This is a genomic window from Actinokineospora iranica, from assembly GCF_900101685.1.
GTDB classification, from domain to species: Bacteria; Actinomycetota; Actinomycetes; order Mycobacteriales; family Pseudonocardiaceae; genus Actinokineospora; species Actinokineospora iranica.
This window is the reverse complement of record NZ_FMZZ01000001.1, coordinates 307,841-332,610: the sequence shown is the minus strand read 5'-3', so window position 1 is coordinate 332,610 and position 24,770 is coordinate 307,841. Positions and strand designations below refer to the sequence as shown.

Below are 24,770 nucleotides of genomic sequence, written 5' to 3'. Positions count from 1 at the left end.
AGCGAGCGGCCGATGAGCGGGAGTTCGCCGAGGCAGCCAGGCGGGGCGCCCTTGGCGCGGACATGCGACCTCTCCAGACCTGGATAGACGCGGGGGAGGTCACCTGGGACGCCGTGGTCACCGGCCAGGCGGACCCTGCCCTCACCGCCGTCGCGCTGCGGGCAATGGCGGGCTCAGGGACGCCATCGAGCGCGCCGACGATTCTGGACCTGCTTCTCAGTCTCCCCACGTCGCGGCGCGGGCGGGGGTGGACCTTGATCGTCCTCGGTCCCATCGGCGCCGCGCCTGCCGCGGCCGCGGGACCGCTGGTGGGCGCTGATTGGCGTCATCCTGCTGACGGCGGCGGTGGTGAGCTTCGCCCTGCCGCGGTCAGCGGTGTGACCGACCACGGCGGAACCGGATCGCCCGACGCCGGGCGACGAGGCGGCGGTGTCGTCGCCGACGGCTCGCGTTGATGGGCTGCTGTCTCCGACGCCACGTTCCGGAAGCGTCGGGAGCGGGTGGCGACCCGACACCCTGGGTTGTCGGTGCTCGGCCGTAGGGTTGTCGGTGTGGCCGACCCGTCCACCTACCGACCGTCTCCCGGCACCATCCCGGACGCGCCTGGCGTGTACAAGTTCCGTGATCCTGGTGGCCGGGTCATCTACGTCGGCAAGGCGAAAAGCCTGCGGGGCAGGTTGAACTCGTACTTCGCCGACGTCTCTTCCCTGCATCCGCGCACCCGGCAGATGGTGACCACCGCGGGCGCCGTCGAGTGGACCGTGGTGTCCACCGAGGTCGAGGCGTTGCAGCTGGAGTACAACTGGATCAAGGAGTTCGACCCCCGGTTCAACGTCCGCTACCGCGACGACAAGTCGTACCCGGTGCTGGCCGTGACGATGCACGAGGAGTACCCGCGGCTGCATGTCTACCGGGGGCCGCGCAAGAAGGGGGTGCGCTACTTCGGGCCGTACGCGCACGCGTGGGCCATCCGCGAGACACTTGACCTGCTGTTGCGGGTGTTTCCGGCGCGCACCTGCTCTGCCGGGGTGTTCAAGCGGCACGGCCAGATCGGGCGGCCGTGTCTGCTCGGCTACATCGACAAGTGCTCGGCGCCCTGTGTGGGCAAGGTCGACGCCGATGAGCACCGGGCGATCGTGGACGACTTCTGCGACTTCCTCTCCGGCAAGACCGACGCGATGGTGCGCCGGTTGGAGAAGGAGATGGCCGCGGCCTCCGACGCGTGGGAGTTCGAGCGGGCCGCCCGGCTGCGCGACGACGTTGCCGCGCTGCGGCGCGCCATGGAGAAGCAGGCCGTCGTCCTCGGCGACGGCACCGACGCGGACGTGGTGGCCTTCGCGTTCGATGAGCTGGAAGCCGCCGTGCAGGTGTTCCACGTGCGCGGTGGGCGGGTCCGCGGCCAGCGCGGGTGGGTGATCGACCGCATCGAGGACGCCGACGAGGAAACCCCGGTCTCCGGTCTGGTCGACCGGTTTCTCAGCCAGTTCTACGGCGACCAGGCCGAGATTGCCGAGACGGACGGCAGTCCGGTCCCGCGCGAGGTCCTGGTGCCGGAGCTGCCTGAGGACGCCCCGGCCATCGCTGACTGGCTCAGCGAGTTGCGCGGGTCGCGGGTGCGGTTGCGGGTGCCGCAGCGCGGCGACAAGCGGGCGCTGATGGAGACCGTGGAGCGCAACGCCAAGGAGGCGTTCACCCAGCACAAGCTGCGCCGCGCGGGCGACCTGACGGCCCGCTCGGCCGCGCTGCAGGAGTTGCAGGACGCGCTGGGGCTCGACACCGCGCCGCTGCGCATCGAGTGCGTCGACATCAGCCACATCCAGGGCAGCGACGTCGTCGCCTCGCTCGTGGTGTTCGAGGACGGCCTGGCGCGCAAGTCCGAGTACCGGCGCTTCGCCATCCGGGAAGCGGCAACCGAAGGCGACGTCGCCTCGATCGCCGAGGTGGTGCGCCGCCGGTTCGCCCGGTACGCGGGGGAGTCCGGCCAGCGGCAGGACCCGACCCCGGGGATCGACCCGGAGACCGGCAAACCGCGCCGCTTCGCCTACCCGCCGAACCTGCTGGTGGTCGACGGAGCCGGACCGCAGGCCAACGCCGCCGCCGACGTCCTCGCCGACCTCGGCGTCACCGACGTCGCGGTGATCGGGCTGGCCAAGCGTCTGGAAGAGGTGTGGCTGCCCGCCGACCCGGAGCCCGCGATCCTGCCGCGCACCAGCGAGGCGCTGTACCTGTTGCAGCGGGTGCGTGACGAAGCCCACCGGTTCGCGGTCGCCTACCACCGGCAGAAGCGGTCGAAGCGGCTGACGACCTCGGCGCTCGACGACATCCCCGGCCTCGGCCAGACCAGGAAGTCGGTTCTGATCAAGCATTTCGGCTCGCTGAAGCGCCTGCGGGCGGCGAGCATCGACGAGATCGGCGAGGTGCCCGGCATCGGCCCGGGCACCGCGCAGGCGGTGCACAGCGCGCTCGCGGGAGACTCCCCGGGCGCAGGGAGGCAGAGGGAGATCAGTGAGTGAGCCTGCGAGCGGACCAGTGACACAGCGCGTTGGCGAGCGGAGCCACCGATCTTGTGAGGTGGCTCGATGAGTAGCGAACAGGCCGGGCCCGGTATCGAGGTCGCGGTAGTCACCGGACTGTCGGGCGCGGGACGGAGCACGGCGGCGAAGTGTCTGGAGGACCTGGGCTGGTTCGTCGTGGACAACCTGCCGCCGGAGCTGATCTCCACCATGGTCGAGCTCGGCTCGCAGGCCAGGGGGGCGATCACCAAGGTGGCGGTCGTGATGGACGTGCGCAGCCGCGCGTTCACCGAAGACCTCTCCGCCATCATCAAGGACCTCGACGCCCGCGGCTACCGGCCGCGCGTGCTGTTCCTGGAGGCCACGACCGAGGTCTTGGTCCGCCGCTTCGAGCAGGTCCGCCGGGGCCACCCGCTGCAAGGCGAGGGCAGGCTGATCGAGGGCATCGCCAACGAGCGCTCGCTGCTCATGCCGCTGCGCGAAGAGGCGGACCTGATCCTGGACACCTCCACGCTCTCGGTGCACCAGTTGCGCGCCAAGATCGAGGACGCGTTCGGCACCGAGTCGAGCACCGGCACCCGGGTCACCGTGCTGTCCTTCGGCTACAAGTACGGCCTCCCGATGGACGCCGACCTGGTCATGGACGTGCGCTTCCTGCCGAACCCGTTCTGGATCCCGGAACTCAAGGACCAGACCGGCCGCGACACCGACGTGCGCAACTACGTGCTCAGCCAGGAGGGCGCGGACGAGTTCCTCGACCGCTACCACGACCTGCTGCGCCTGATCGGGGCCGGTTACCGCCGTGAGGGCAAGCGCTACCTGACGCTGGCCGTGGGCTGCACGGGCGGCAAGCACCGCAGTGTCGCGATTTCCGAAGAGCTCTCCCGCAGGCTCGCGGACGAGGACGGCATGGCGGTCAAGGTCGTGCACCGCGACCTGGGGCGCGAGTGACCGGGCGGGGGCATCGGACGGGTGAGGTGGCTCGGTGAGCGAGTCGTTGACGCGGTGCGTTGGCGCGCGGAGGCGCCGAACGAGTGAGGGGGTTCGGTGAGCGACCCGGTGGACCGGCCGCTGCGCGCGGTCGCCCTCGGCGGGGGCCACGGCCTGCACGCCACGCTCAGCGCGCTGCGGCGGCTCACCGACGACGTCACCGCGGTGGTCACCGTCGCCGATGACGGCGGCTCGTCCGGGCGGCTGCGCCGGGAACTTGGCCTGCTTCCGCCGGGCGATCTGCGCAAGGCGCTCACCGCCCTGGCCGGATGCGACGACCAGCCGTGGCGGGAGGTGTTCGAGCACCGCTTCGGCGGCTCCGGCGCCCTCGCGGGCCACGCGGTGGGCAACCTGGTGCTGGCGGGCCTGCTGGAGGTGGTCGGCGACCCGGTCGCCGCCCTCGCCGAGGCCGCGCGGCTGCTCGGCGTCACCGGGCGGGTGCTGCCGATGTCCACTGAGCCGCTGGACATCGAGGCCGACGTGACCGGGCTGGAGGAAGACCCGACCACGGTGCGCCGCATCCGCGGGCAGGTCGCCGTGGCCACCACCCCCGGCCGGGTGCGCCGCATCCGGCTGCTGGGCGCCACCCGCCGCACCGAGCGCCCCTCGGCCTGCCCGGAAGCGGTCGCGGCCGTCCTCGACGCCGACGTGGTGCTGCTCGGTCCCGGGTCCTGGTTCACCAGCGTCCTGCCGCACCTGCTGGTCCCCGAGTTGCACGACGCCATCGTGCGGACCGAGGCGACGCGGGTCGTCGTGTTGAATCTTGTCCCCCAACCGGGGGAAACTGCGGGCTTCTCCCCGGAACGGCACCTCGACGTTCTGTCCGAGCACGCGCCCCGGCTGCGGGTGGACGCGGTCATCGCCGACGCCGACTCGGTTCCCACGCCGGACCGGCTCCGACGTGCGGCTGCCGTTCTCGGGGCGGACATGTGGCTCGACGGGATCGCGGCCGGTCCGGTCGCGGGCAGGCACGATCCCGACGCGCTCGCGGCGAGCCTGCGCCGGGCGATCACCTCGGTGAGGGGACGCTGAGCCGATCACGCCGTCGTGATGGGATGTACCTGAGGACATGCCCTAGCTGGGCCGGAGAGGAGGACCCGTGGCGATGACCGCCGCAGTCAAGGACGAGCTGAGCAGGCTCGCGGTGTCCAAGACCTGTTGCAGGCGCGCCGAGGTGTCCTCGCTGCTGCGCTTCGCGGGCGGACTGCACATCGTGGCGGGCCGGGTCGTGGTCGAGGCCGAGTTGGACACCGGGTCGGCGGCGCGGCGGCTGCGCAAGGAGATCCACGACCTGTACGGCCACCACGCCGACGTGCATGTGATCACCTCCGGCGGGCTGCGCAAGGGCACCCGGTACGTGGTGCGCGTGGTCAAGGACGGCGACGGCCTGGCCCGGCAGACCGGTCTGCTCGACCCGCGCGGCCGACCGGTGCGCGGGCTGCCCGCGCCGGTGGTGTCCGGCGGGGTCTGCGACGCGGAAGCCGCCTGGCGGGGCGCGTTCCTCGCGCACGGCTCGCTCACCGAGCCGGGTAGATCGTCCGCGTTGGAGATCACCTGCCCCGGCCCGGAGGCCGCGCTGGCCATCGTCGGCGCGGCGCGGCGGATGGGCATCCAGGCCAAGTCGCGCGAGGTGCGCGGCGCCGACCGGGTGGTCGTGCGCGACGGCGACGCCATCGGCGCGCTGCTCACCCGCCTCGGCGCGCACTCCAGCGTGCTGGCCTGGGAGGAGCGCCGGATGCGCCGCGAGGTGCGGGCGACCGCCAACCGCCTGGCCAACTTCGACGACGCCAACCTGCGCCGCTCGGCCCGCGCCGCGGTCGCCGCGGCCGCGCGAGTGCAGCGGGCGATGGAGATCCTGGGCCCGGACGCCCCGGAGCACCTGACCGCGGCGGGGGAGTTGCGGCTGCAGAACAAGCAGGCGTCGCTGGAGGAACTGGGCCAGCTTTCCGAGCCGCCGATGACCAAGGACGCGGTGGCGGGCCGGATTCGCAGGCTGCTGGCGATGGCGGACAAGCGCGCCAAGGACCTCGGCCTGCCCGACACCGAGTCGGCTGTCACCGCCGACATGCTTGACGCGGACGCCTGACCAGCGCGAACACCGCCGCGGTGATCGCCGACCGACTCTTGGTGAGCACGGTAAGTCACCCACCACAACCTTGATTGTGACCTGGGTCTCATTCGGTATCTGCCGCCCCCGTCGGCGCCTCTTCTCTATCGGGAGCGCGGGCGCCGCTTGGGGGAGGGGCGCCCGCGGGGGGAAACGGAGTGGAGTCCGCCCGGCGTGGGGGCAGGCGGACTCCACTCCGTTGTCATATCCCGGGTTGCCATGTCCCGGGTTGTCATGTCCCGGGTTCGTCACCGATCGGGTTGTCATTCCCGGTTGTCACTACGGCCCGTCCGGCGGCGTGGTTGTCGTCCGCCGCTGGGAGTCTCCGGAAAATCCTCGGCGATCTTGTTCGAGCGAGACAATCCGTCCGCCTTCGGGACTTGCCACTGGCGGTCACCGTCATGATCTGATTCGATAAAGAGACCCCGCTGACCTCCTGACCTGCGAGTGGCCGCTTGGACGCTAGGGTTCGTGGGTAGGCGGAAAAATCTTGGGCCCCAGGGCCCGTTACTACGAGTCGCAACGAGGAGACACAGGTGACGGTTCGCGTAGGTGTCAACGGTTTCGGTCGGATCGGTCGCAACTTCTGGCGGGCCGTGCAGGCAAGCGACCACGACATCGAGATCGTGGCCTTCAACGACCTCGGTGACGTGGCGACCATGGCCCACCTGCTCAAGTACGACAGCATCCTCGGCCGGTTGCCGCAGGAGGTCTCGGTGACCGACGAGGGCATCAAGGTCGGCGACCAGACCATCAAGGCGCTCGCCGAGCGCGACCCGGGCAAGCTGCCCTGGAAGGACCTCGGCGTCGACGTCGTGGTCGAGTCCACCGGCTTCTTCACCAAGGCCGCCGACGCGCGCAAGCACGTCGACGAGGGCGGCGCGAAGAAGGTCATCATCTCCGCGCCCGCCAAGGGCGAGGACCTGACTGTCGTCCTCGGCGCGAACGAGGACAAGTACGACGGCTCGCAGACCGTGATCTCCAACGCGTCCTGCACCACCAACTGCCTCGCGCCGCTGGCGAAGGTGCTGCACGACGCGTTCACCGTCGAGCGTGGCCTGATGACCACGATCCACGCCTACACCCAGGACCAGAACCTGCAGGACGCCCCGCACTCGGACCTGCGCCGCGCCCGCGCCGCCGCGCTCAACATCGTGCCCACCTCGACCGGCGCGGCCAAGGCCATCGGCCTGGTGCTGCCCGAGCTCAACGGCAAGCTCGACGGCTACGCGCTGCGCGTGCCGGTGCCGACCGGCTCGGCCACCGACCTGACCGTCACCCTGGGCCGCGAGGTCACCCTGGACGAGGTCAACGCCGCCTACAAGGCCGCGGCGGACGGCCCGCTCGCGGGCATCCTGCGCTACAGCACCGACCCGATCGTGTCCTCGGACATCGTCACCGACCCGGCGTCGTGCATCTACGACGCGCCGCTGACCAAGGTCACCGGCAACCAGGTCAAGGTCGTCGGCTGGTACGACAACGAGTGGGGCTACTCCAACCGCCTCGCGGACCTGACCGCTCTCGTCGCCTCCAAGCTCTGAGGACCGCCCCTGTGAAGACTCTCGACGACCTGCTGGCCGAGGGGGTGACGGGTCGGCGCGTGCTCGTGCGCGCCGACCTCAACGTCCCCCTCGACGGCGACACCATCACCGACGACGGCCGCGTGCGCGCGTCGCTGCCCACGATCAGCGCGCTGAGCCAGGCGGGCGCGCGGGTCGTTGTCGCGGCGCACCTGGGCAGGCCCAAGGGCGCGCCGGACGCGAAGTACTCCCTCGCCCCGGTCGCCAAACGGCTCGGGGACCTGCTCGGCTCGCCGGTCGCGTTCGCCGCCGACGTGGTCGGCCCGTCCGCGAAGTCCACTGTGGACGCGCTCGCCGACGGCGGTGTCGCGCTGCTGGAGAACGTGCGCTTCGACGCCCGCGAGACCAGCAAGGACGCCGCCGAGCGGGGCGCGCTGGCCGACGAGTTCGCCGCGCTGGCCGACGCGTTCGTCTCCGACGGCTTCGGTGTCGTGCACCGCGAGCAGGCCTCGGTCTACGAGATCGCGACCAAGCTCCCGGCGTACGCGGGCGGTCTCGTGCTCGCCGAGGTCGAGGTGCTGCGCACGCTCACCGGCGAGCCGAAGCGGCCGTACGTGGTGGCGCTGGGCGGCTCGAAGGTCTCCGACAAGCTCGCGGTCATCTCCTCGCTGCTGCCCAAGGTCGACGCGATCCTGGTCGGCGGCGGGATGTGCTTCACGTTCCTGGCCGCGCAGGGCCTCGGCGTCGGCGACTCGCTGCTGGAAGCCGACATGATCGACACCTGCAAGCGGCTGCTCGCCGAGCACCCGGAGAAGATCGTGCTCCCGGCGGACGTGGTCATCGCCGACGACTTCTCCGCCGAGGCGAACACCCAGACCGTGCTCGCGGCGAACATCCGCGAGGGCTGGAAGGGCCTCGACATCGGCCCGATCACCGTCGAGCGCTACGGCGAGATCCTCGCCGGCGCGGGCACGGTGTTCTGGAACGGCCCGATGGGCGTGTTCGAGCTGGCCCCGTTCGCCGACGGCACCCGCGGTGTGGCGCAGGCGATCGTCGACTCGTCGGCGTTCTCCGTGGTCGGCGGCGGCGACTCCGCGGCCGCCGTGCGGCTGCTGGGCCTGCCCGAGGACGGGTTCTCGCACATCTCGACCGGCGGCGGCGCGTCGCTGGAGTACCTGGAGGGCAAGCAGCTCCCCGGCGTCGCGGTGCTGGAGGGCTGAGCCATGGCACGACAGGTCCTCATCGCGGGCAACTGGAAGATGAATCTGAACCACCTTGAGGCGATCGCCCTGGTGCAGAAGATCTCCTTCTCGCTGCCGGAGAAGTACTTCGCCAAGGTGGAGGTGGCCGTGCTGCCGCCGTTCACCGACATCCGGTCGATCCAGACCATGGTCGACGGCGACAAGCTCCTGATCCGCTACGGCGCGCAGGACATCTCGCGGTACGACTCGGGCGCCTACACCGGCGAGGTCTCCGGGCCGATGCTGGCGAAGCTGGGCTGCACGTACGTGACGGTCGGCCACTCCGAGCGCCGCGAGTACCACAACGAGACCGACGAGCTGGTCAACGCGAAGGTGAAGGCCGCCCTCAAGCACGGGCTCACCCCGATCCTGTGCCTGGGCGAGCGCGTCGAGGTGCGCGAGGCGGGCGAGCACGTGCCGCACTGCACCGAGCAGGTCATCGCCGGGCTCAAGGGACTCAAGGCCGAGCAGGTGGCCAAGGTCGTCATCGCCTACGAGCCGGTGTGGGCGATCGGCACCGGCAAGGTGGCCACCTCCGCCGACGCGCAGGAGGTCTGCGCCGCGCTGCGCAAGACCCTGTCGGACAAGTACGGCGACGACGTCGCCGCCACCGTCCGCGTGCTCTACGGCGGCTCGGTGAAGTCCGGCAACATCGGCGAGCTGGTGGCCCAGGAGGACATCGACGGCGCCCTCGTTGGCGGCGCGAGCCTGCAGGCCGACGAGTTCACCAAGCTGTGCGCGCTGGCCGCGGGCGGTCCGCTGCCGTAAACGGCCCGCTGCCGCACTGGTCCGTGACGGCCCTTCCCACCGGGTCCGCCCTGGTGGGAAGGGCATTCGTCATTCTTGGGCGTGCAGCTGCACGTGCGGACGACTTTGGCGTGCGCGGTGGCGGCAAATCTGGTAAGCGCCATCGGCGTGGCGCGCCGGGGCGGTGGTCGTGGATACCAACATCACCAGGTAACCTGTGACTTCAATCGTTCGACAGCGAGGATGACATGGTTCTGACCCTGCAGATCGCCCTGATCGTCACCAGCCTGCTGCTGATTCTGCTGGTGCTGCTTCACCGGGGTCGCGGTGGCGGCCTCTCCTCGCTGTTCGGCGGCGGTATGCAGTCCAGCCTGTCCGGCTCCAGCGTGGTCGAGAAGAACCTCGACCGGGTGACCCTGTTCGTCGGTGCGGTCTGGATCATCTGCGTCGTCGGTCTCGGTCTGCTGATCAAGGTCGGCTGATCCGGCTTCCGCCGGAAGGCGGGTCCAAGGTGTCGACAGTGACGCGGCGTGGTCAAGGCGCCGTGTAACCACGTGGTGGGGGTGTGAACATCAATGGCCGGTGGTAACGCGATCCGGGGTACCCGGGTCGGTGCTGGTCCCATGGGTGAGTCCGAGCGCGGCGAGTCCGCGCCTCGGCAGCGGGTGTCCTACTGGTGCGCGAACGGACACGAGTCCCGTCCGTCGTTCGCGCTGGACGCCGAGAAGCCGGAGTCGTGGGACTGCCCGCGCTGCGGCCTGCCCGGCGGCCTCGACGAACAGGCGCCGCCGAAGGCGCCCCGCAACGAGCCGTACAAGACGCACCTGGCTTACGTGAAGGAGCGTCGTTCCGACGCCGACGGCGAGGCCATCCTCGCCGAGGCGCTGGCCAAGCTCCGCGCCCGGCGCGAGGGCTGACCCAGCCCGGCGCAAGCGTCTCTCGGGCCCCGCTCCCACCAGGAGCGGGGCCCGAGGTGTCTTCAGAGGCCCTGTCCCGAAGTGCCGGTGCTCCGGGACAGGACCTAGTTCGCCAGGGGGTACCGGGCGCGCACCGAGAACCCGCCCTCCGAGGTGGGGCCCGCGTCGAAGCTGCCGCCCAGCAGGCCCGCGCGTTCCCGCAGGCCGAGCAGCCCGTGTCCGCCCGAGGGCAGGCCGGACGACCGGGTGCTGGGCCGGTCGTTGCTGACCTCCACCACGAGCACGTTCTCCCGCGTCTGCACCCGCACCGACGCCCGCGAGCCAGCCGCGTGCTTGCGCACGTTCGTCAGCGCCTCCTGGACGGTGCGGTACGCCGCCCGCGAGACCGGCGCGGGCAGCCGCTCCGGCGCCGCGTCGATCGCCAGCGCCACGGCGACGTCGGAGCCGTGCACCAGGTCGCTGATCTCCTCGACGCCCGGCTGCGTGTCGCCCTCGTCCCCGCCGGAGCGCAGCACGCCCACCAGTTCCCGCAGCTCTTCGAGGGTGCGGGTGCTCAGCGTGCGGATCGTCTCGGCGGCGTCGCGGGTCTCATCGTCCTGGCAGCCCACCTTGAGCGCGCCCGCCTGCATCGCGATGAGCGTGACCTGGTGGGAGACCACGTCGTGCATCTCGCGGGCGAGCTTGGCGCGCTCTGCGGAGCGGACGGCGGCGGCGTGCAGCCGCTGCTCCCGCTCCCGGCTGCGGGCGAGCTGCCGGATGCGGGTCGCGAGTTCGTGCCGGAGCGAGATGAGCATCCCGATCGCGACCGGCATCCCGGCGACGAGCACCCCGTACAGCGCGTCGAGGAAGTGCTGGCGCCAGGTCAGGGCCAGGAACTCCGACCACGGCCACAGCACGAACCGGGACAGCCACACCAGCACGGCCCCGGTGATCGTGCGCCAGTCGAGCAGGCGCCGCCTGGCCAGCGTGCCGAGCGCGATCATGGCCGCGAGCTGGGCCCAGCCCGCGAAGAAGCCCGGGATGGTGAGCAGCACGGCCAGGAACGGCACGTGCCTGCGCAGCAGCATCGCCGGGACCGCCGCCCAGGACAGCCAGATCGAGTAGCCGGGCGCGTTCTCCGGGATGACCAGCCAGACGTCGAGGACGGCCACGACGACCGCCAGGACGTCGGACGAGATGGCCCGCGCGCGGCGGTTCGCGCGCAGCGCGGCGTACCAGCTCGGCACCCGCCGCCGGGGTTCGCTCGGGGTCGCGGCGGGCACGAGGTCGTCCGGGGAGAGCGCTGGCGCGGCCACGGCGGCACCTCCTTGTTCTCCGCCGGTGCTGGACTCGGGCTGTTCGTGCAGCTCAGGCCGGTCGTGTGCGCCCGCTCGCCGCTGGGGCACACCGTCCCGGGTTGTAGCATTCTTGCGGTCCTGGGCAGGCCTGCGCTGTCGCTGTGGCATGAATCGCCCTTCCTGCGGCGATGTGCTGCACGGTGCTCGTCACCAATGAAGACAGACTTCGCCCTGGTCGGGACGAGGTGTGCCGAACTTCTGTGCGAGAGCAAATCCACAGTAGTCGCTTTGTGTTCAGGGAAAGGAGTCCGCGGATGCGCACGCTGATCATCGACAACTACGACTCCTTCACCTACAACCTCTACCAGGCGCTCGCCGCGATCGACGGCGCCCGGCCGACGGTCGTGCGCAACGACGAGGACTGGGACCTCGGCGAACTGGCCGACTTCGACAACGTGGTGATCTCCCCGGGGCCCGGCCACCCCGGCGTGCGCCGCGACTTCGGCCTCAGCCGCGCCGTGCTCGCCGCGGCCCGCCAGCCGCTGCTCGGCGTCTGCCTCGGGCACCAGGGCCTGTGCCTGCTGGCGGGCGCGCGGATCGCGCACGCACCCGAGGTCCGGCACGGCAGGCTGTCCGCGGTCCACCACTCCGGGACCGACCTGTTCGCCGGGCTGCCCTCGCCGCTGCGGGTCGTGCGGTACCACTCCCTCGCGGCCGAGGACCTGCCCGACGACCTGGTGGCCACCGCGTGGAGCGACGACGGCGTGCTCATGGGCGTCCGCCACCGCGACCGGCCCGCCTGGGGCGTGCAGTTCCACCCGGAGTCGGTGGCCACCGAGCACGGCCGTGACCTGCTGGCGAACTTCGCCGCGCTGACCCGGCGCTGGTGGGCGGAGCGCCCACGGGAGACCGTGGTCGCCGCGTCCGCCCCGCCGATGCCCGCCCCGCCCGAGCCCGTCGCGCAGGCGGCCCGCGTGCTCGTCAAGCGGCTGACGGTCGCCGTCACCGCGGAAGAGGCGTTCGACGCGCTCTATCGCGACTCGCCTCACGCGTTCTGGCTGGACAGCTCGGCGGGCGGCGGCTTCTCCTTCCTCGGCGACGCGAGCGGCCCGCTGGCCAGGGTCGCCGCGGCCGACGTGTGGACGGGCACGGTCACCGTCACCTCCGCCGCGGGCGTCGAGGTCGTCACCAGCGACTTCCTCGGCTGGCTCGACGCCGACCTCGCCGCGCGCCGGGTGGTCGTGCCGGACCTGCCGTTCGACTTCGCGCTCGGCTGGGTCGGCTACCTCGGGTACGAGCTCAAGGCCGAGTGCGGCGGCGCCAAGGCCCACCGGGCGGCCGACCCCGACGCGCAACTGGTCTTCGCCGACCGCGCCGTGGTCTTCGACCACGCCACCGGTGAGGTCTACCTGCTCGCCCTCGCTGGGGACGAGCCCGCCGCCCGCGACTGGCAGGCCGCCACCGCCGCCCGCCTCGTCGCCCTCGCCGCCCATCCCGCGCCCACCGCCCCGGTCACACCGGGCGTGGTCGCGGGGGAGTTGACCCCCCGCCACGACCGGGCCGACTACCTGGCGATGGTCGCCCGCTGCCAGGTCGCGATCGATGACGGCAACACCTACGAGGTGTGCCTCACCAACGAGCTGACCGCCCCCGCCGCCGTCGACGTCTGGCAGACCTACCGCTACCTGCGGCGTGCCAGCCCCGCGCCGTTCGGGGCGCTGCTGCGCTTCGGCGACCTGTCGGTGCTGAGCACGTCCCCCGAGCGGTTCCTGTCCGTCTCGGCGACCGGCGCGGTCGAGTCCCGCCCGATCAAGGGCACCCGCCCGCGCGGCCGCACCCCCGAGGAAGACGAGGCGTTACGCCATGACCTGGCCACCGACGAGAAGGACCGCGCCGAGAACCTGATGATCGTCGACCTGGTCCGCAACGACCTGGGCGTCCACGCCGAGGTCGGCTCGGTGCACGTGCCCGCCCTGTTCGAGGTCGAGACCTACGCGACCGTGCACCAGATGGTCAGCACGATCCGCGCCCAACTCGCCGAGGGAATCTCGGCGGTCCGGTGCGTGCGCGCGGCTTTCCCCGGCGGCTCGATGACCGGCGCCCCCAAGGTGCGCACCATGGAGATCATCGACCGGCTGGAACGCGGCCCCCGCGGCGTCTACTCCGGCGCGATCGGCTTCTTCTCCCTGACCGGCGCGGCAGACCTGAGCATCGTCATCCGCACCCTGGTCGTGCGCCCCGGCTCGGTCTCCTTCGGCGTCGGCGGCGCGGTCATCGCCCTGTCGGACCCGGCGGGGGAGTTCGAGGAAACCGCCGTGAAGGCCACCACCATGCTCACCCTGCTCGACGCCGAGTTCCCCGGCCGCGTCCCAGCCACCGGCCGTTAGCCCGGGCTGGTTCGCGGCCTTCCGCCGACCGCTCGCCCCTGCCGCCTGACCCGCTTCGGTGCGGCCGCTAGCCCGGCTGCGGGTCGGGGTGTCCGGCTGTTTCGCGGCTTGGTCGTTCACTCGTCCGCCAAGCCGCTTGGCCTGCTCTGGTGCGGCCGCTTGCCTGGCTCTCGGTCCGGTTGTCCGGCCGATCTCGGCCCGGCCGTTCACCTGGCCGTTCACTCAGCCGTCATGGCCTGTCCCCTTCCGGTTGCCACCATCCCGCTATGACCCGATCCCTGTTAGCCCGGGCGGCCGCGGCGGCGCTCACCTGCGTGCTCGCCGCGCCCCTGACCGCCGCGGCGGCTGAGGCCGACCACCGCCCGCACGCGTTCGACCTGCAAGCCCACCGCGGCGGCCTCGGCTTGCGCGTGGAGAGCAGCCTCAGCGCCTTCGGCAACGCCCTGCGGCTCGGCGTGAGCACCCTGGAACTCGACGTCCAGATCACCGAGGACGGCCAGGCCGTGGTCACCCACGACCGCAAGGTCGACGCCCGCAAGTGCCGCGACACCACCCCCGCGACCCCCGGCGACGCCGAGTACCCCTACGTCGGCAAGTTCGTCCACACCCTGACTCTCGCCCAGGTCCGCACCCTCGACTGCGGCTCCGTCCGGCTTTCCGACCGCCCGGATCAGGAACTGGCCCCCGGCTCCCGAATGCCATTGCTGCGCGACGTGTTCGCCCTGACTCGCCGCTACGGCGCGACCGACGTCCGTTTCAACATCGAGACCAAGGTCGAAGCAGGCGCCCCGCACGAAACAGCCCCACGCGAGCAGTTCGTCCAGATCACCGCCCGCGAGATCGAAGCGGCCGCGATGGGCAACCGGGTGAGCATCCAGAGTTTCGACTGGGGCGCCCTGATGCGGATGCGCCAGATCGCCCCCCGCCTCCCCTTGGTCGCCCTGACCAACCACGACTTCCTCCAAACCGGCAAAGACGGCGCGTCTCCCTGGCTGGGCGGCCTGGACATCGACGATTTCCACGGCGACCCCATCGCGGCCATCAAAACCTTCGGCGCGACCACCTTCTCCCCGGTGCACGGCTTCCCCCAGGGCGGCTCGGTCCAAGACCCCGCCTACCGCCCCTATGTGACCGCCGAAATGGTGCGCCACGCGCACCGCAACGGCATCAAGGTCGTCCCCTGGACCGTCAACGACGTCCCCACGATGACCAAACTGATCAACGACGGCATCGACGGCCTCATCACCGACTACCCGGACCGCCTCCGGACTCTGTTGGCCCAGCGCGGATTCCGCCTCCCCAAGGCATACGCGTCACCATTCGACATCCAGGGCCACCGAGGCGCCCGCGCAGTGCGCCCGGAGAACACCCTGGCCGCTTTCCGCTACGCGCTGGCAAACCCCGATGTGTCCACTCTGGAGTTGGACACCGGAATCACCGAAGACGGCCACGTCGTAGTCCTCCACGACCGCACGGTCAACGCCTCCCACTGCGTCGACACCGCCCCGGCCACCCCCGCTGATCCAGAGTTCCCCTACGTGGGCAAGCGAGTCCACGACCTCACGTTGGCCCAACTCAAAACCATCGACTGCGGCTCCAAAACCCTCCCGGAGTTCCCCGAACAGGTAGCCGCCCCCGGAGAACGCATCCCCACCCTCACCGAGGTCTTCACCGCTGTCCGCGCAAGCGGCCGCCCCGACATCCGCCTGAACATCGAGACGAAGGTCAGCCCAACCGCCAACGACACAGCCCCCTACGAGGTGTTCACCCGCAAGGTCGTCACCGAAATCACCCGAGCGGGCTTCACCTCTCGAACCACCCTCCAGTCCTTCGACTGGCGCACCATTATCTTGGCCCGCAAACTGAACCCAAGCCTGGAAACCGTAGCCCTGATCTGGCAGTACGGCCCAGCAGAATGCAAAACCCTGGCAGACGAATGCTCCCTACAAGCCATCTACGGCGACCCGACCACCAAGAGTCCCTGGACCGGCGGCCTGGACTGGTGGAAGAGCCAAGACCTGGCGAAGCTGGTCCGCCAATCCGGCGCAACCACAGTCTCGGCCAACTGGCAGGTCCACGACCCAAACCAGTCCACAGTAGACAATGAAGACTGGTACCTACGCCAAAACCCGGCCTACTTCCACGCCCCCGACGTCCAAGGCCTACACCGCAAACACCTCAAGGTCATCCCCTACACCGTAAACGACGAACCAACGATGAACCGAGTCATCACCCTAGGCGTCGACGGCATCATCACCGACAACCCAGACCTCCTAGTCCGCGTAGCCAAACTCCACGGCCTACGCTGACCCGCCTACCAAGAGAGGGGCTGGCTGCCAGCCCCTCTCTTGATAGCGGTGCAGCACACCGAGGACCTACCAGGCCGCACGCAAGGCTGCCAGGTGCCAGATGGGCCAAGAAGCAAACCCGAGCATCTGCCAGGCAGAACCAGCGCCCGCCCAGTGCTCGATGGGGTGGAGTGGTTTCTTTGGGGGTGAAGGAAGATCCCTAAACTTGCCGTGGTCGTGGGGCCGAAGGCTCCCCACCTGTCTTTCCCGCGACGGGATCTTCCTTCGTGGGGGCCCCGAAGAAACCACTCCAGCCCATCGAGCAAACCAACACAACCCCAGCCGCACCCCTCAAGCAGCAGCCGAATCCAGTAGCCACAGAGTCCGCGACCGCCCCCGAGCACCAGCAGCCGGAAGCGCGACCTCGTCAGCCCCAGCCAACGCCTGAGCCACAGCGGAAGCCTTGCTCGCCCCCGTAGTCATCAGCCAAATCTCGTCAGAATGACGAGCAGCGCCCAGCGTCAAACTCACCCGAGTAGGCGGCGGCTTGGGGCAGTCCCGAACCCCCACCACCGCCCGCTCAGTCTCATGAACAGCAGGCGAGTCAGGGAAAACCGACAGCGTGTGCCCTTCCTCCCCAACCCCCAGCAGACACACATCAAACGTCGGCACAGCGGCCCCAGAAGCGCAGCCCGCGAGCACCGACGCATAAGCAGCGGCGGCAGCGTCCGGATCATCACCGTGAACGCCATCCGAAGCCGCCATCGGAAAGACCCGGGCAGGATCAACCGGCACATGGTCGAGCAACGCGGCCCGAGCCTGGGTCTCGTTCCGCTCCGGGGCCCCAGCGGGAAGGAACCGCTCGTCCCCCCAGAACAGATCCACCCGCGACCAGTCCACGGCGTCCCGGGCAGGACTCACCCGCACCTGCTCCAACACGGCGATCCCAGTCCGCCCACCGGTAAGCACCAGCGACGCCGACCCCCGTGCCGCCTGCACGTCCACCAGTCGGGTCACCAGACGCGCCGCGGTGGCGGCCGCGAGCAGACCCGCGTCCCGGTACACCACCACCTCAGGCGAGCTCATGACCCGCCCTTGCCGGACTTGGACGCCGTGGCCTTCCCGGTGGCCGTTTTCGCGCCGGTCCGCGCGGCCACGGTCTTCGCGGGGGACTTGGCCGCGCCCGACTTCGCCGCTGACTTGGCCCGAGTAGCCGGATCGGCGCCATTGCCCGCCGCCACTGCCTTCGCCTGAGCCGCCGACGGCTTGGGTTCCCCGGTGGGCAAAGCCGCCTTTCCGGCGCCTGCCCGCCCGGACGACGCCCGCCCGCGCACGATCTTCGACAGCCCCTTCAGCGTCGCCTCGTAGGGCTCGTCCGGATCAAGCCGCCGCAACTCCTCGGCCAGACAGTCCCGAATCTCCCGCCGCTGGAGAGCGACGCGCCGAGCAGGCTGCCCAGGCTGGGTCAGCGTGCCGACCTTCCCGTCCGGCCGCTCCAACTCGATCGAGCCCGACCGGCGTTCCAGCGCGACGGAGACGATGCCCTCGCCGTTGGTCGCCTTCACCCGCTTCACCGGAATCCGCAGCCGCGCCGCCAGCCATCCCGCCAGCAGGTCGGTCGACGGCGAGTCGGCCTCGCCGGTCACCGATGCCCCGGTCACCTTCTCGTACGGGGGCAGGTCCAGCGACGCCGCCAGCACAGCCCGCCACAGCGTCAGCCGGGTCCACGCGAGATCGGTGTCGCCAGCGGCGTAGTGCTTCTGGCGCACCTCCAGCGCCCGGATCGGGTTGCGCTCGGCCGCCGAGTCGGTGATCCGCCGCTGCGCGAGCCGCCCGATGGGGTCGTCCGCGGGCCGCGGGGGCGCCTCGAACGGCCACCACGCGACCACGGGCGCGTCGGGCAGCAGCAGCGGGATCACGCACGTCGCGCCCTCGTCGGCCAGCGCGCCGTAGAGCCGCAGCACGACGACCTCGCTGGCGCCCGCGTCGCCGCCGACGCGGATCTGGGCGTCGAGCCGGGCCGCGGCCTTGCGCGCGCCCCTGGCCACCACGATCACCCGGCACGGGTGCTCCCGGCTGGCGTCGTTGGCGGCGTCGATCGCGTCCTCGGTGCGCGCCCCGTCGTCGGTGACGATCACCAGGGTCAGCACCCGCCCGAGCGCGGTCGCGCCGCCCTGCTCGCGGATCTGGACAAGTTTGGAATTGACGTGTGATGTCGTGGTGGACGGCAGGTCAATGATCACGGTCGCCTCCTGTGTCCGCGCGGGACACCCGCACCCGGTCGGCGCCCCCGATCAGGGAGCAATTGTGGATCACGGTCGCCTCCAATGACGGCCGGTGCGGGACATCATCGCGTCCGCGGACTCCGGGCCCCAGGTGCCCGCCGGGTAGCTTTCCGGCTTGCCCGCCGACTTCCAGTACTTGAGGACCGGTTCCAGGATCTCCCAGGACAGCTCGACCTCCTGGTTGACCGGGAACAGCGACGGCTCGCCGAGCAGCACGTCGAGCAGCAGCCGCTCGTAGGCCTCCGGGGACGACTCGGTGAACGCGTGGCCGTAGCTGAAGTCCATGGACACGTCGCGCACCTCCATCGAGTTGCCCGGCACCTTGGACCCGAACCGCATGGTCACGCCCTCGTCCGGCTGCACCCGCACCACCAGGGCGTTCTGCCCCAGTTCCTCGGTGGCGGTGTCGTCGAACGGCAGGTGCGGCGCGCGCTTGAACACGACCGCGATCTCGGTGACCCGCCGCCCCAGGCGCTTGCCGGTGCGCAGGTAGAACGGCACGCCTGCCCAGCGCCGGGTGTTCACCTCCAGGGTGATCGCGGCGAAGGTCTCGGTGGTGGAGGTCTTCGCGAAGCCCTCTTCCTCCAGCAGGCCGAGCACCTTCTGCCCGCCCTGCCAGCCGCCGGTGTACTGCCCGCGCGCCGAGGTCTCGGCGAACGGCCCGACCGGCTTGGTCGCCTCCAGCACCTTGATCTTCTCGGTGCGCAGCGCCCGGGGCTGGAACGAGACGGGCTCTTCCATCGCGGTCAGCGCGAGCAGTTGCAGCAGGTGGTTCTGGATGACGTCGCGCGCGGCGCCGATGCCGTCGTAGTACCCCGCGCGGCCGCCGAGGCCGATGTCCTCGGCCATGGTGATCTGCACGTGGTCGACGTAGTTGGCGTTCCAGATCGGCTCGAACAGCTGGTTGGCGAAGCGCAGCGCCAGCAGGTTCTGCACCGTCTCCTTGCCGAGGTAGTGGTCGATGCGGAACACCGCGTCCTCGGGGAAGACGTCGTTGACGATCTTGTTGAGCTGCCGGGCGCTGGCCAGGTCGTGCCCGAACGGCTTCTCGATGACCACCCGGCGCCACTCGTCCGGCCCGGTCGCCTTGGCCAGGCCGGAGCGGGCCAGCTGCTTGGTCACCACCGGGAACGCGCCGGGCGGGATGGACAGGTAGAACGCGTGGTTGCCGCTGGTGCCGCGCAGCTTGTCGAGCTCGGCGACGGTCTCGGCGAGGTGGTCGAACGCGGCGTCGTCGTCGAAGGTGCCGGAGACGAACCGGAACCCCTCGGCGAGCCGGTCCCACACCGCCTCCCGGAACGGCGTGCGGGCGTGCTGCTTCACCGCCTCGTACACGACCTGGCCGAAGTCCTGGTCGGCCCAGTCGCGGCGGGCGAACCCGACCAGGGAGAAGCCCGGCGGCAGCAGGCCGCGGTTGGCCAGGTCGTAGATCGCGGGCATGAGCTTCTTGCGGGACAGGTCGCCGGTGACCCCGAAGATCACCAGGCCGCACGGCCCCGCGATGCGCGGCAGGCGCTTGTCGCGCTCGTCGCGCAACGGGTTGATCCAGGTGCGGGTCACCGACCCACCTCCGCGAGACTCGTGACCAGGTGCGCCAAACCGGCGGCGCGGTCGGTGAAGTGCAGCCGCAGCACGGGCCTGCCGTGCTCGGCCAGGACCTGCCCGTCGCCGAGCGCCTGCGCGGTCTGCAGGACGCCGAGGGTGTACGGGCGGTCGGGGACGGCCAGGTCGTCCTCGACGGCTCCGGTGATCTGCAGGAACACGCCGTTCTGGTGGCCGCCCTTGTGGTACTGCCCGGTGGAGTGCAGGAACCGGGGGCCCCAGCCGAACGTGGTCTGCAACCCGGTGCGGCGGGCGATCTCCGGGCGCAGCAGCACCGCGGAGGCGTCGTCGAGCCGGTCGAGATAAGCCTGCACCGACAGGTAGCCGAACCGCGGCGCGGCGGCGAACAGCGCGTGCAGCGCCCCCGCGAGCGTGTCGGTTCCCTCCGGCAGCAGCCCCTCGGTGGCGTGCACATCGATCGGGCCGTCCACAAAGGACGGCTCGGCCGCCGCGCCGTCGCCGGGGGAGTCCAGCAGCGCGCGCGCCGCCTTCTTCGCGGCCTCGACGTCGGGCTGGTCGAACGGGTTGATGCCGAGCAGCCTGCCCGCGACCGCCGTGGCGTACTCCCACAGCAGCATCAGCCCGCCCAGGCTGCCGGACGTGCCCAGCGTGGCCCCGCCGGTGGGGGAGCCGATCGCGACGGCGGTGGCGTCCTCTCCGGCGTCGGCGAATCCGGGCGCGGTCGGGCTTTCCACGACCACCGGCAGCAGGCCGGTGCCGTTCTTGCCGGTGGACTCGGCCACCAGTTGCTCGGCCCAGTCGCCGAAGCCCTTGATCCCCGAGTCGGTGTCGGCGAGGACGACCTTCTCCGCGCCGCGCGCGTGCGCCGCGCTCAGCGCGGCGGCCAGCACCAGCGCCGGGTTGTCCTCGGTGTCCGCCGCGAGCACGGTCGCCGCGGCGGCCGCCTCGTCCAGCAGCGCGCCGACGTCGGCGCCCGCGAGCCCGGCGGGCACGAGGCCGAACGCGGTCAGCGCGGAGTAGCGGCCGCCCACGTTCGGGTCGGCCTGGAAGATCCGCCGGTAACCGGCCTCGGTCGCGGTCTTCTCCAACGGCGAGCCGGGATCGGTGACCACGACGATCCGGGAGGCGGCGTCGATGCCCTCATCGGCGAAGGCGGCAGCGAACAGCCGCCGGTGGCTGTCGGTCTCCACAGTGGACCCCGACTTGGATGACACGACGAGCACGGTGCGCGTCAGGTCGCCCGCGAGCGCGTCGGCGACTTGGCCGGGGTCGGTCGTGTCCAGCACGACCAACGGCGTCCCTGCGGTGTTGGTGATGACCTCGGGGGCCAGCGACGAGCCGCCCATGCCCGCCAGCACCACCCGGTCGACGCCCTCCGCGCGCAGTTCCGCGCGGAGGGCGTCGATCTCGGCGAGCAGTGGGCGGGAGGTCTCGGGCAGCGTCGTCCAGGACAGCCGGATGGCGGACTCGGATTCCGCCTCCGGCCCCCAGAGCGTCGGGTCCTGCCCGGTGAGTTTCGACGCCACCTGGTCGGAGACCAGTTGCCGGACAAGCGGAGCGGCCTCCTCGGTGAGCCGCTGATCGACAATGGTTACTGCGACATCTCCGGGGTGCTCTGCCATGTGCGGCGTCAGCCCTCTCCTAGGTTCCCGAACTCAGCTCTTGGCTTTGTCGAGTTGCCCGCGGACCGTGTCGAGCAGTTCGGTCCACGACTTCTCGAACTTCTCCACGCCCTCGGTCTCGAGCGTGGCGTACACGTCGTCGACATCGATTCCGGCCGAGGAGAGCTTGTCGTAGACCGCCTTGGCCTCGCCCGCCGTGCCCGTCACCGTGTCACCGATGATCTTGCCGTGATCGGCGACGGCGTGCAGGGTCTTCTCCGGCATTGTGTTGACTGTGTCGGCCACGACCAGTTCGTCCACGTACAGGGTGTCCGAGTAGTCGGGGTTCTTCACCCCCGTGGAGGCCCACAGCGGACGCTGCGGGCGCGCGCCGTCGGCGGCCAGCGCCGCCCAGCGCTCGCTGCCGAACACCTCCTGGTAGGCGGCGTACGCCAGCCGCGCGTTGGCCACAGCGGCCTTGCCGCGCAGCGCCTTGGCCTCGTCGGTGCCGATGGCGTCGAGGCGCTTGTCGACCTCGCTGTCCACCCGGGACACGAAGAACGACGCGACCGACGCGACCGACGCGAGGTCGTGCCCGTTGGCCTTGGCTTGCTCCAGACCCGCCAGGTAGGCGTCCATCACCGCGCGGTAGCGCTCGACGGAGAAGATCAGCGTGACGTTGACGCTGACGCCCTCGGCGAGCGTGCGGGTGATCGCGGGCAGGCCTTCCAGCGTGGCCGGGATCTTGACCAGCAGGTTGGGCCGGTCGACGGTCTTCCACAGGTCGAGCGCCTCGGCCGCGGTGGCCTCGGTGTCGGCCGCGAGCCGAGGGTCGACCTCGATGGACACCCGGCCGTCGATCTTGTCGGTGGCCGCGAAGGTGCTGCGGAACAGGTCGCACGCGTTGCGCACGTCCGTGGTGGTCAGCTCGCGGACGGCCGCGTCCAGCGTCGCGTCGCGCGCGACCAGGTCGCGCACCTGCGCGTCGTAGGCCTCGCCGTCGGACAGCGCCGCCGCGAAGATCGTCGGGTTGGTGGTCACGCCGACCACGTGCTTGTCGCGGATCAGCTCCGCGAGGTTGCCCGAGGTCAGGCGCTCACGGGACAGGTCGTCCAGCCAGATCGATACTCCGGCGTCGGACAGGGCCTTGAGGATGTCTGTCACTGCTGGCCTCCAGTCGCGGTGATGGAGCGGCGGGCCGCCGCAACGACGGCCTCGGTGGTGATGCCGAACTCGCGGAACAGGGTCTGGTAGTCGGCGGACGCGCCGAAGTGCTCGATCGAGACGATCTCACCGGCGTCGCCTGCGAACCGGTGCCACGGCTGGGCCACGCCCGCCTCCACGATCACGCGCGCCTTCACCGACGGCGGGATGACCGAGTCGCGGTAAGCCTGGTCCTGCGCGTCGAACCACTCGACCGACGGCATCGACACCACGCGCGTCGGGATGCCCTCGGCCTCCAGGACCTCGCGCGCCTCGACCGCGATCTGCAGCTCCGACCCGGTGCCGACGAGCACCAGCCGGGGCTCGCCGCCGGTGGCGTCGGCCAGCACGTAGCCGCCCTTGGCCACGTTCTCGCTCGCGAGCTCCTTGGTGCCCGCGAGCACCGGGAGGTTCTGCCGGGTCAGCGCCAGGGCGACCGGCTTGTCGTGCTGGGACAGGGTCGCCTTCCACGCCGCGGCGGTCTCGTTGGCGTCGCCGGGGCGCACCACGACCAGGCCCGGGATCGCCCGCAGCGCGGCCAGGTGCTCGATCGGCTGGTGCGTCGGGCCGTCCTCGCCGAGGCCGATCGAGTCGTGCGTCCACACGTAGACGACCGGCAGGCCGCTCAGCGCGGCCAGCCGCACCGCCGGGCGCATGTAGTCGCTGAACACCAGGAACGTCCCGCCGTACGGCCGGGTCGGGCCGTGCAGCACGATGCCGTTGAGGATCGAGCCCATGGCGTGCTCGCGGACGCCGAAGTGCAGCGTGCGGCCGTACGGGGTGGCGTTCCAGTGCTTGGTCGCCGCGGAGGGCGGGCCGAACGAGTCGGCGCCCTTGATCGTGGTGTTGTTGCTCTCGGCCAGGTCGGCCGAGCCGCCCCACAGCTCCGGCAGCAGCCCGCCGATCGCGTTGAGCACCTCGCCGGACGCCTTGCGGGTCGCCAGGCCCTTGGGGTCCGGGTCCCAGCTCGGCAGCGCCTCGGCGAAGCCCTCGGGCAGCTGGTAGGCCTGCGCCCGGTCCAGCAGCGCCTTGCGCTCGGGGTTGCTCCGCGCCCAGGTCTCGAACGCCTGCTCCCACTCGGCGCGGGCGGCCTTGCCGCGCTCGCCGACCTTGCGGGCGTGCGCGAGCACGTCGGCCTCGACCTCGAAGGTCTTCCCCGGGTCGAAGCCCAGGATCTTCTTGACCGCGGCGACCTCGTCCTCGCCGAGCGCGGCGCCGTGCGCCTTGCCTGTGTTCATCAGGTTCGGCGCGGGGAAGCCGATGACCGTCCGCAGCAGGATGAACGACGGGCGGGCCGTCTCCGCCTTCGCCGCCGCCAGCGCGTCGAGGATGCCGGTGACGTTCTCGCCGCCCTCGACCACCTGGACGTGCCAGCCGTAGGACTCGTACCGCTTGGCGGTGTCCTCCGACAGCGCGATCGTGGTGTCGTCCTCGATGGAGATCTTGTTGTCGTCGTAGATGACGGTCAGGTTGCCCAGCTCCTGGCGACCCGCGAGCGAGGACGCCTCGGAGGTGACGCCCTCCTCGATGTCGCCGTCGGATGCGATGACGAACACATGGTGATCGAACACACTCTCCCCGGGCGCGGCGTCCGGGTCGAACAGCCCGCGCTCGCGGCGCGCGGCCATCGCCATGCCCACGGCAGAGGCGAGCCCCTGGCCGAGCGGGCCGGTGGTGATCTCCACACCCTTGGTGTGGTTGACCTCCGGGTGGCCTGGGGTCTTCGAGCCCCACGTGCGCAGCGCCTGGATGTCCTCGATCTCCAGGCCGTAGCCGGAGAAGAACAGCTGCAGGTACTGGGTGAGGCTGGAGTGCCCTGCCGAGAGCACGAACCGGTCGCGGCCGATCCAGTGCGGATCGCTCGGGTCGTGCCGCATGACCCGCTGGTAGAGCGTGTAGGCCAGCGGCGCGAGGCTCATCGCGGTGCCCGGGTGGCCGTTGCCCACCTTCTGCACGGCGTCCGCGGCGAGGACCCGGAGCGTGTCGACCGCGCGCTTGTCGAGGTCCGTCCAGTCCTCGGGAAGCGACGCGCGGGTGAGTTCGGACAGATCTGCTGGCACTTCACTACTGACGGACACGGACTTGAGCTCCCACTTCCACATCTGGCGGTTCGTGGCGCACAGTCTTCCTT

Annotated in this window: 19 protein-coding genes and 1 pseudogene; 13 read left to right on the top strand and 7 right to left on the bottom strand. The window is 70.9% G+C overall.

Annotation, left to right across the window (positions count from 1 at the left end):
* Nucleotides 1-62 precede the first annotated feature (62 nt).
* The 10 genes from BLS56_RS01555 (at nt 63) to BLS56_RS01510 (ending at nt 10,035) form a co-directional block, all read left to right on the top strand.
* Entirely contained in the window at nt 63-455 is a 393-nt protein-coding gene (locus BLS56_RS01555; RefSeq protein ID WP_139190455.1) for a hypothetical protein, read from the top strand.
* A 96-nt stretch (nt 456-551) separates the two neighbouring features.
* Nucleotides 552-2,513, top strand: coding sequence for an excinuclease ABC subunit UvrC (gene uvrC / locus BLS56_RS01550; protein WP_091447383.1), 1,962 nt, complete (start codon nt 552-554; stop codon nt 2,511-2,513).
* A 66-nt stretch (nt 2,514-2,579) separates the two neighbouring features.
* Nucleotides 2,580-3,464 (top strand): RNase adapter RapZ, encoded by an 885-nt coding sequence (gene rapZ, locus BLS56_RS01545; RefSeq protein ID WP_091447382.1) that lies wholly within the window; start codon nt 2,580-2,582, stop codon nt 3,462-3,464.
* A gap of 120 nt (nt 3,465-3,584) precedes the next feature.
* On the top strand, nt 3,585-4,535 hold the full coding sequence (locus BLS56_RS01540) for a gluconeogenesis factor YvcK family protein (RefSeq protein WP_091448695.1): 951 nt from the start codon (nt 3,585-3,587) through the stop codon (nt 4,533-4,535).
* Between the two features lie 67 nt (nt 4,536-4,602).
* Entirely contained in the window at nt 4,603-5,589 is a 987-nt protein-coding gene (gene whiA, locus BLS56_RS01535) for a DNA-binding protein WhiA (RefSeq protein WP_091447379.1), read from the top strand.
* A gap of 557 nt (nt 5,590-6,146) precedes the next feature.
* Nucleotides 6,147-7,151, top strand: a complete 1,005-nt coding sequence (gene gap, locus BLS56_RS01530; protein WP_091447376.1) for a type I glyceraldehyde-3-phosphate dehydrogenase — start codon at nt 6,147-6,149, stop codon at nt 7,149-7,151.
* Nucleotides 7,152-7,162: 11 nt separating this feature from the next.
* Nucleotides 7,163-8,350, top strand: a complete 1,188-nt coding sequence (locus BLS56_RS01525; protein WP_091447374.1) for a phosphoglycerate kinase — start codon at nt 7,163-7,165, stop codon at nt 8,348-8,350.
* 3 nt (nt 8,351-8,353) lie between these two features.
* Entirely contained in the window at nt 8,354-9,139 is a 786-nt protein-coding gene (gene tpiA / locus BLS56_RS01520; RefSeq protein ID WP_091447371.1) for a triose-phosphate isomerase, read from the top strand.
* Between the two features lie 227 nt (nt 9,140-9,366).
* Nucleotides 9,367-9,600 (top strand): preprotein translocase subunit SecG, encoded by a 234-nt coding sequence (gene secG / locus BLS56_RS01515; RefSeq protein WP_091447368.1) that lies wholly within the window; start codon nt 9,367-9,369, stop codon nt 9,598-9,600.
* A 93-nt stretch (nt 9,601-9,693) separates the two neighbouring features.
* Nucleotides 9,694-10,035: an RNA polymerase-binding protein RbpA gene (locus BLS56_RS01510; protein ID WP_091447367.1), complete on the top strand. Its 342-nt coding sequence runs from the start codon at nt 9,694-9,696 to the stop codon at nt 10,033-10,035.
* 104 nt (nt 10,036-10,139) lie between these two features.
* Here BLS56_RS01510 and BLS56_RS01505 read toward each other — a convergent pair whose 3' ends face one another.
* Nucleotides 10,140-11,330, bottom strand: a complete 1,191-nt coding sequence (locus BLS56_RS01505; RefSeq protein WP_324187485.1) for a sensor histidine kinase — start codon at nt 11,328-11,330, stop codon at nt 10,140-10,142.
* 296 nt (nt 11,331-11,626) lie between these two features.
* Between BLS56_RS01505 and pabB the strand changes: the two genes are divergently transcribed.
* The 3 genes and pseudogenes from pabB to BLS56_RS31955 all read left to right on the top strand — a co-directional run bounded on the left by pabB (nt 11,627) and on the right by BLS56_RS31955 (nt 16,008).
* The gene (pabB, locus tag BLS56_RS01500; RefSeq protein WP_091447363.1) at nt 11,627-13,699 is read left to right on the top strand and encodes an aminodeoxychorismate synthase component I; all 2,073 of its coding nucleotides are present in this window, start codon (nt 11,627-11,629) and stop codon (nt 13,697-13,699) included.
* Nucleotides 13,700-13,965: 266 nt separating this feature from the next.
* Nucleotides 13,966-15,009 (top strand): annotated as a pseudogene (locus BLS56_RS31960) (glycerophosphodiester phosphodiesterase family protein); the annotation flags it as partial.
* Nucleotides 15,010-15,024: 15 nt separating this feature from the next.
* On the top strand, nt 15,025-16,008 hold the full coding sequence (locus BLS56_RS31955) for a glycerophosphodiester phosphodiesterase family protein (protein WP_267463893.1): 984 nt from the start codon (nt 15,025-15,027) through the stop codon (nt 16,006-16,008).
* A gap of 330 nt (nt 16,009-16,338) precedes the next feature.
* On the opposite strand, the gene pgl is transcribed toward BLS56_RS31955, so the two are convergent.
* From pgl to tkt, 6 genes are all read right to left on the bottom strand, one after another.
* Nucleotides 16,339-17,073, bottom strand: a complete 735-nt coding sequence (pgl, locus tag BLS56_RS01490) for a 6-phosphogluconolactonase (RefSeq protein WP_091447357.1) — start codon at nt 17,071-17,073, stop codon at nt 16,339-16,341.
* Complete coding sequence (gene opcA / locus BLS56_RS01485) at nt 17,070-18,230, bottom strand: glucose-6-phosphate dehydrogenase assembly protein OpcA (protein ID WP_091447355.1); 1,161 nt, start codon at nt 18,228-18,230, stop codon at nt 17,070-17,072. Before opcA ends, pgl begins: the two co-directional genes overlap by 4 nt.
* 69 nt (nt 18,231-18,299) lie before the next feature.
* Nucleotides 18,300-19,832, bottom strand: a complete 1,533-nt coding sequence (gene zwf / locus BLS56_RS01480) for a glucose-6-phosphate dehydrogenase (protein ID WP_091447353.1) — start codon at nt 19,830-19,832, stop codon at nt 18,300-18,302.
* Complete coding sequence (locus tag BLS56_RS01475; protein ID WP_091447351.1) at nt 19,829-21,457, bottom strand: glucose-6-phosphate isomerase; 1,629 nt, start codon at nt 21,455-21,457, stop codon at nt 19,829-19,831. Before BLS56_RS01475 ends, zwf begins: the two co-directional genes overlap by 4 nt.
* Nucleotides 21,458-21,490: 33 nt before the next feature.
* Nucleotides 21,491-22,600 (bottom strand): transaldolase, encoded by a 1,110-nt coding sequence (gene tal, locus BLS56_RS01470; protein ID WP_091447349.1) that lies wholly within the window; start codon nt 22,598-22,600, stop codon nt 21,491-21,493.
* Nucleotides 22,597-24,699, bottom strand: a complete 2,103-nt coding sequence (tkt, locus tag BLS56_RS01465) for a transketolase (protein WP_407640468.1) — start codon at nt 24,697-24,699, stop codon at nt 22,597-22,599. The genes tal and tkt overlap by 4 nt, the downstream gene beginning before the upstream one ends.
* Nucleotides 24,700-24,770 lie beyond the last annotated feature (71 nt).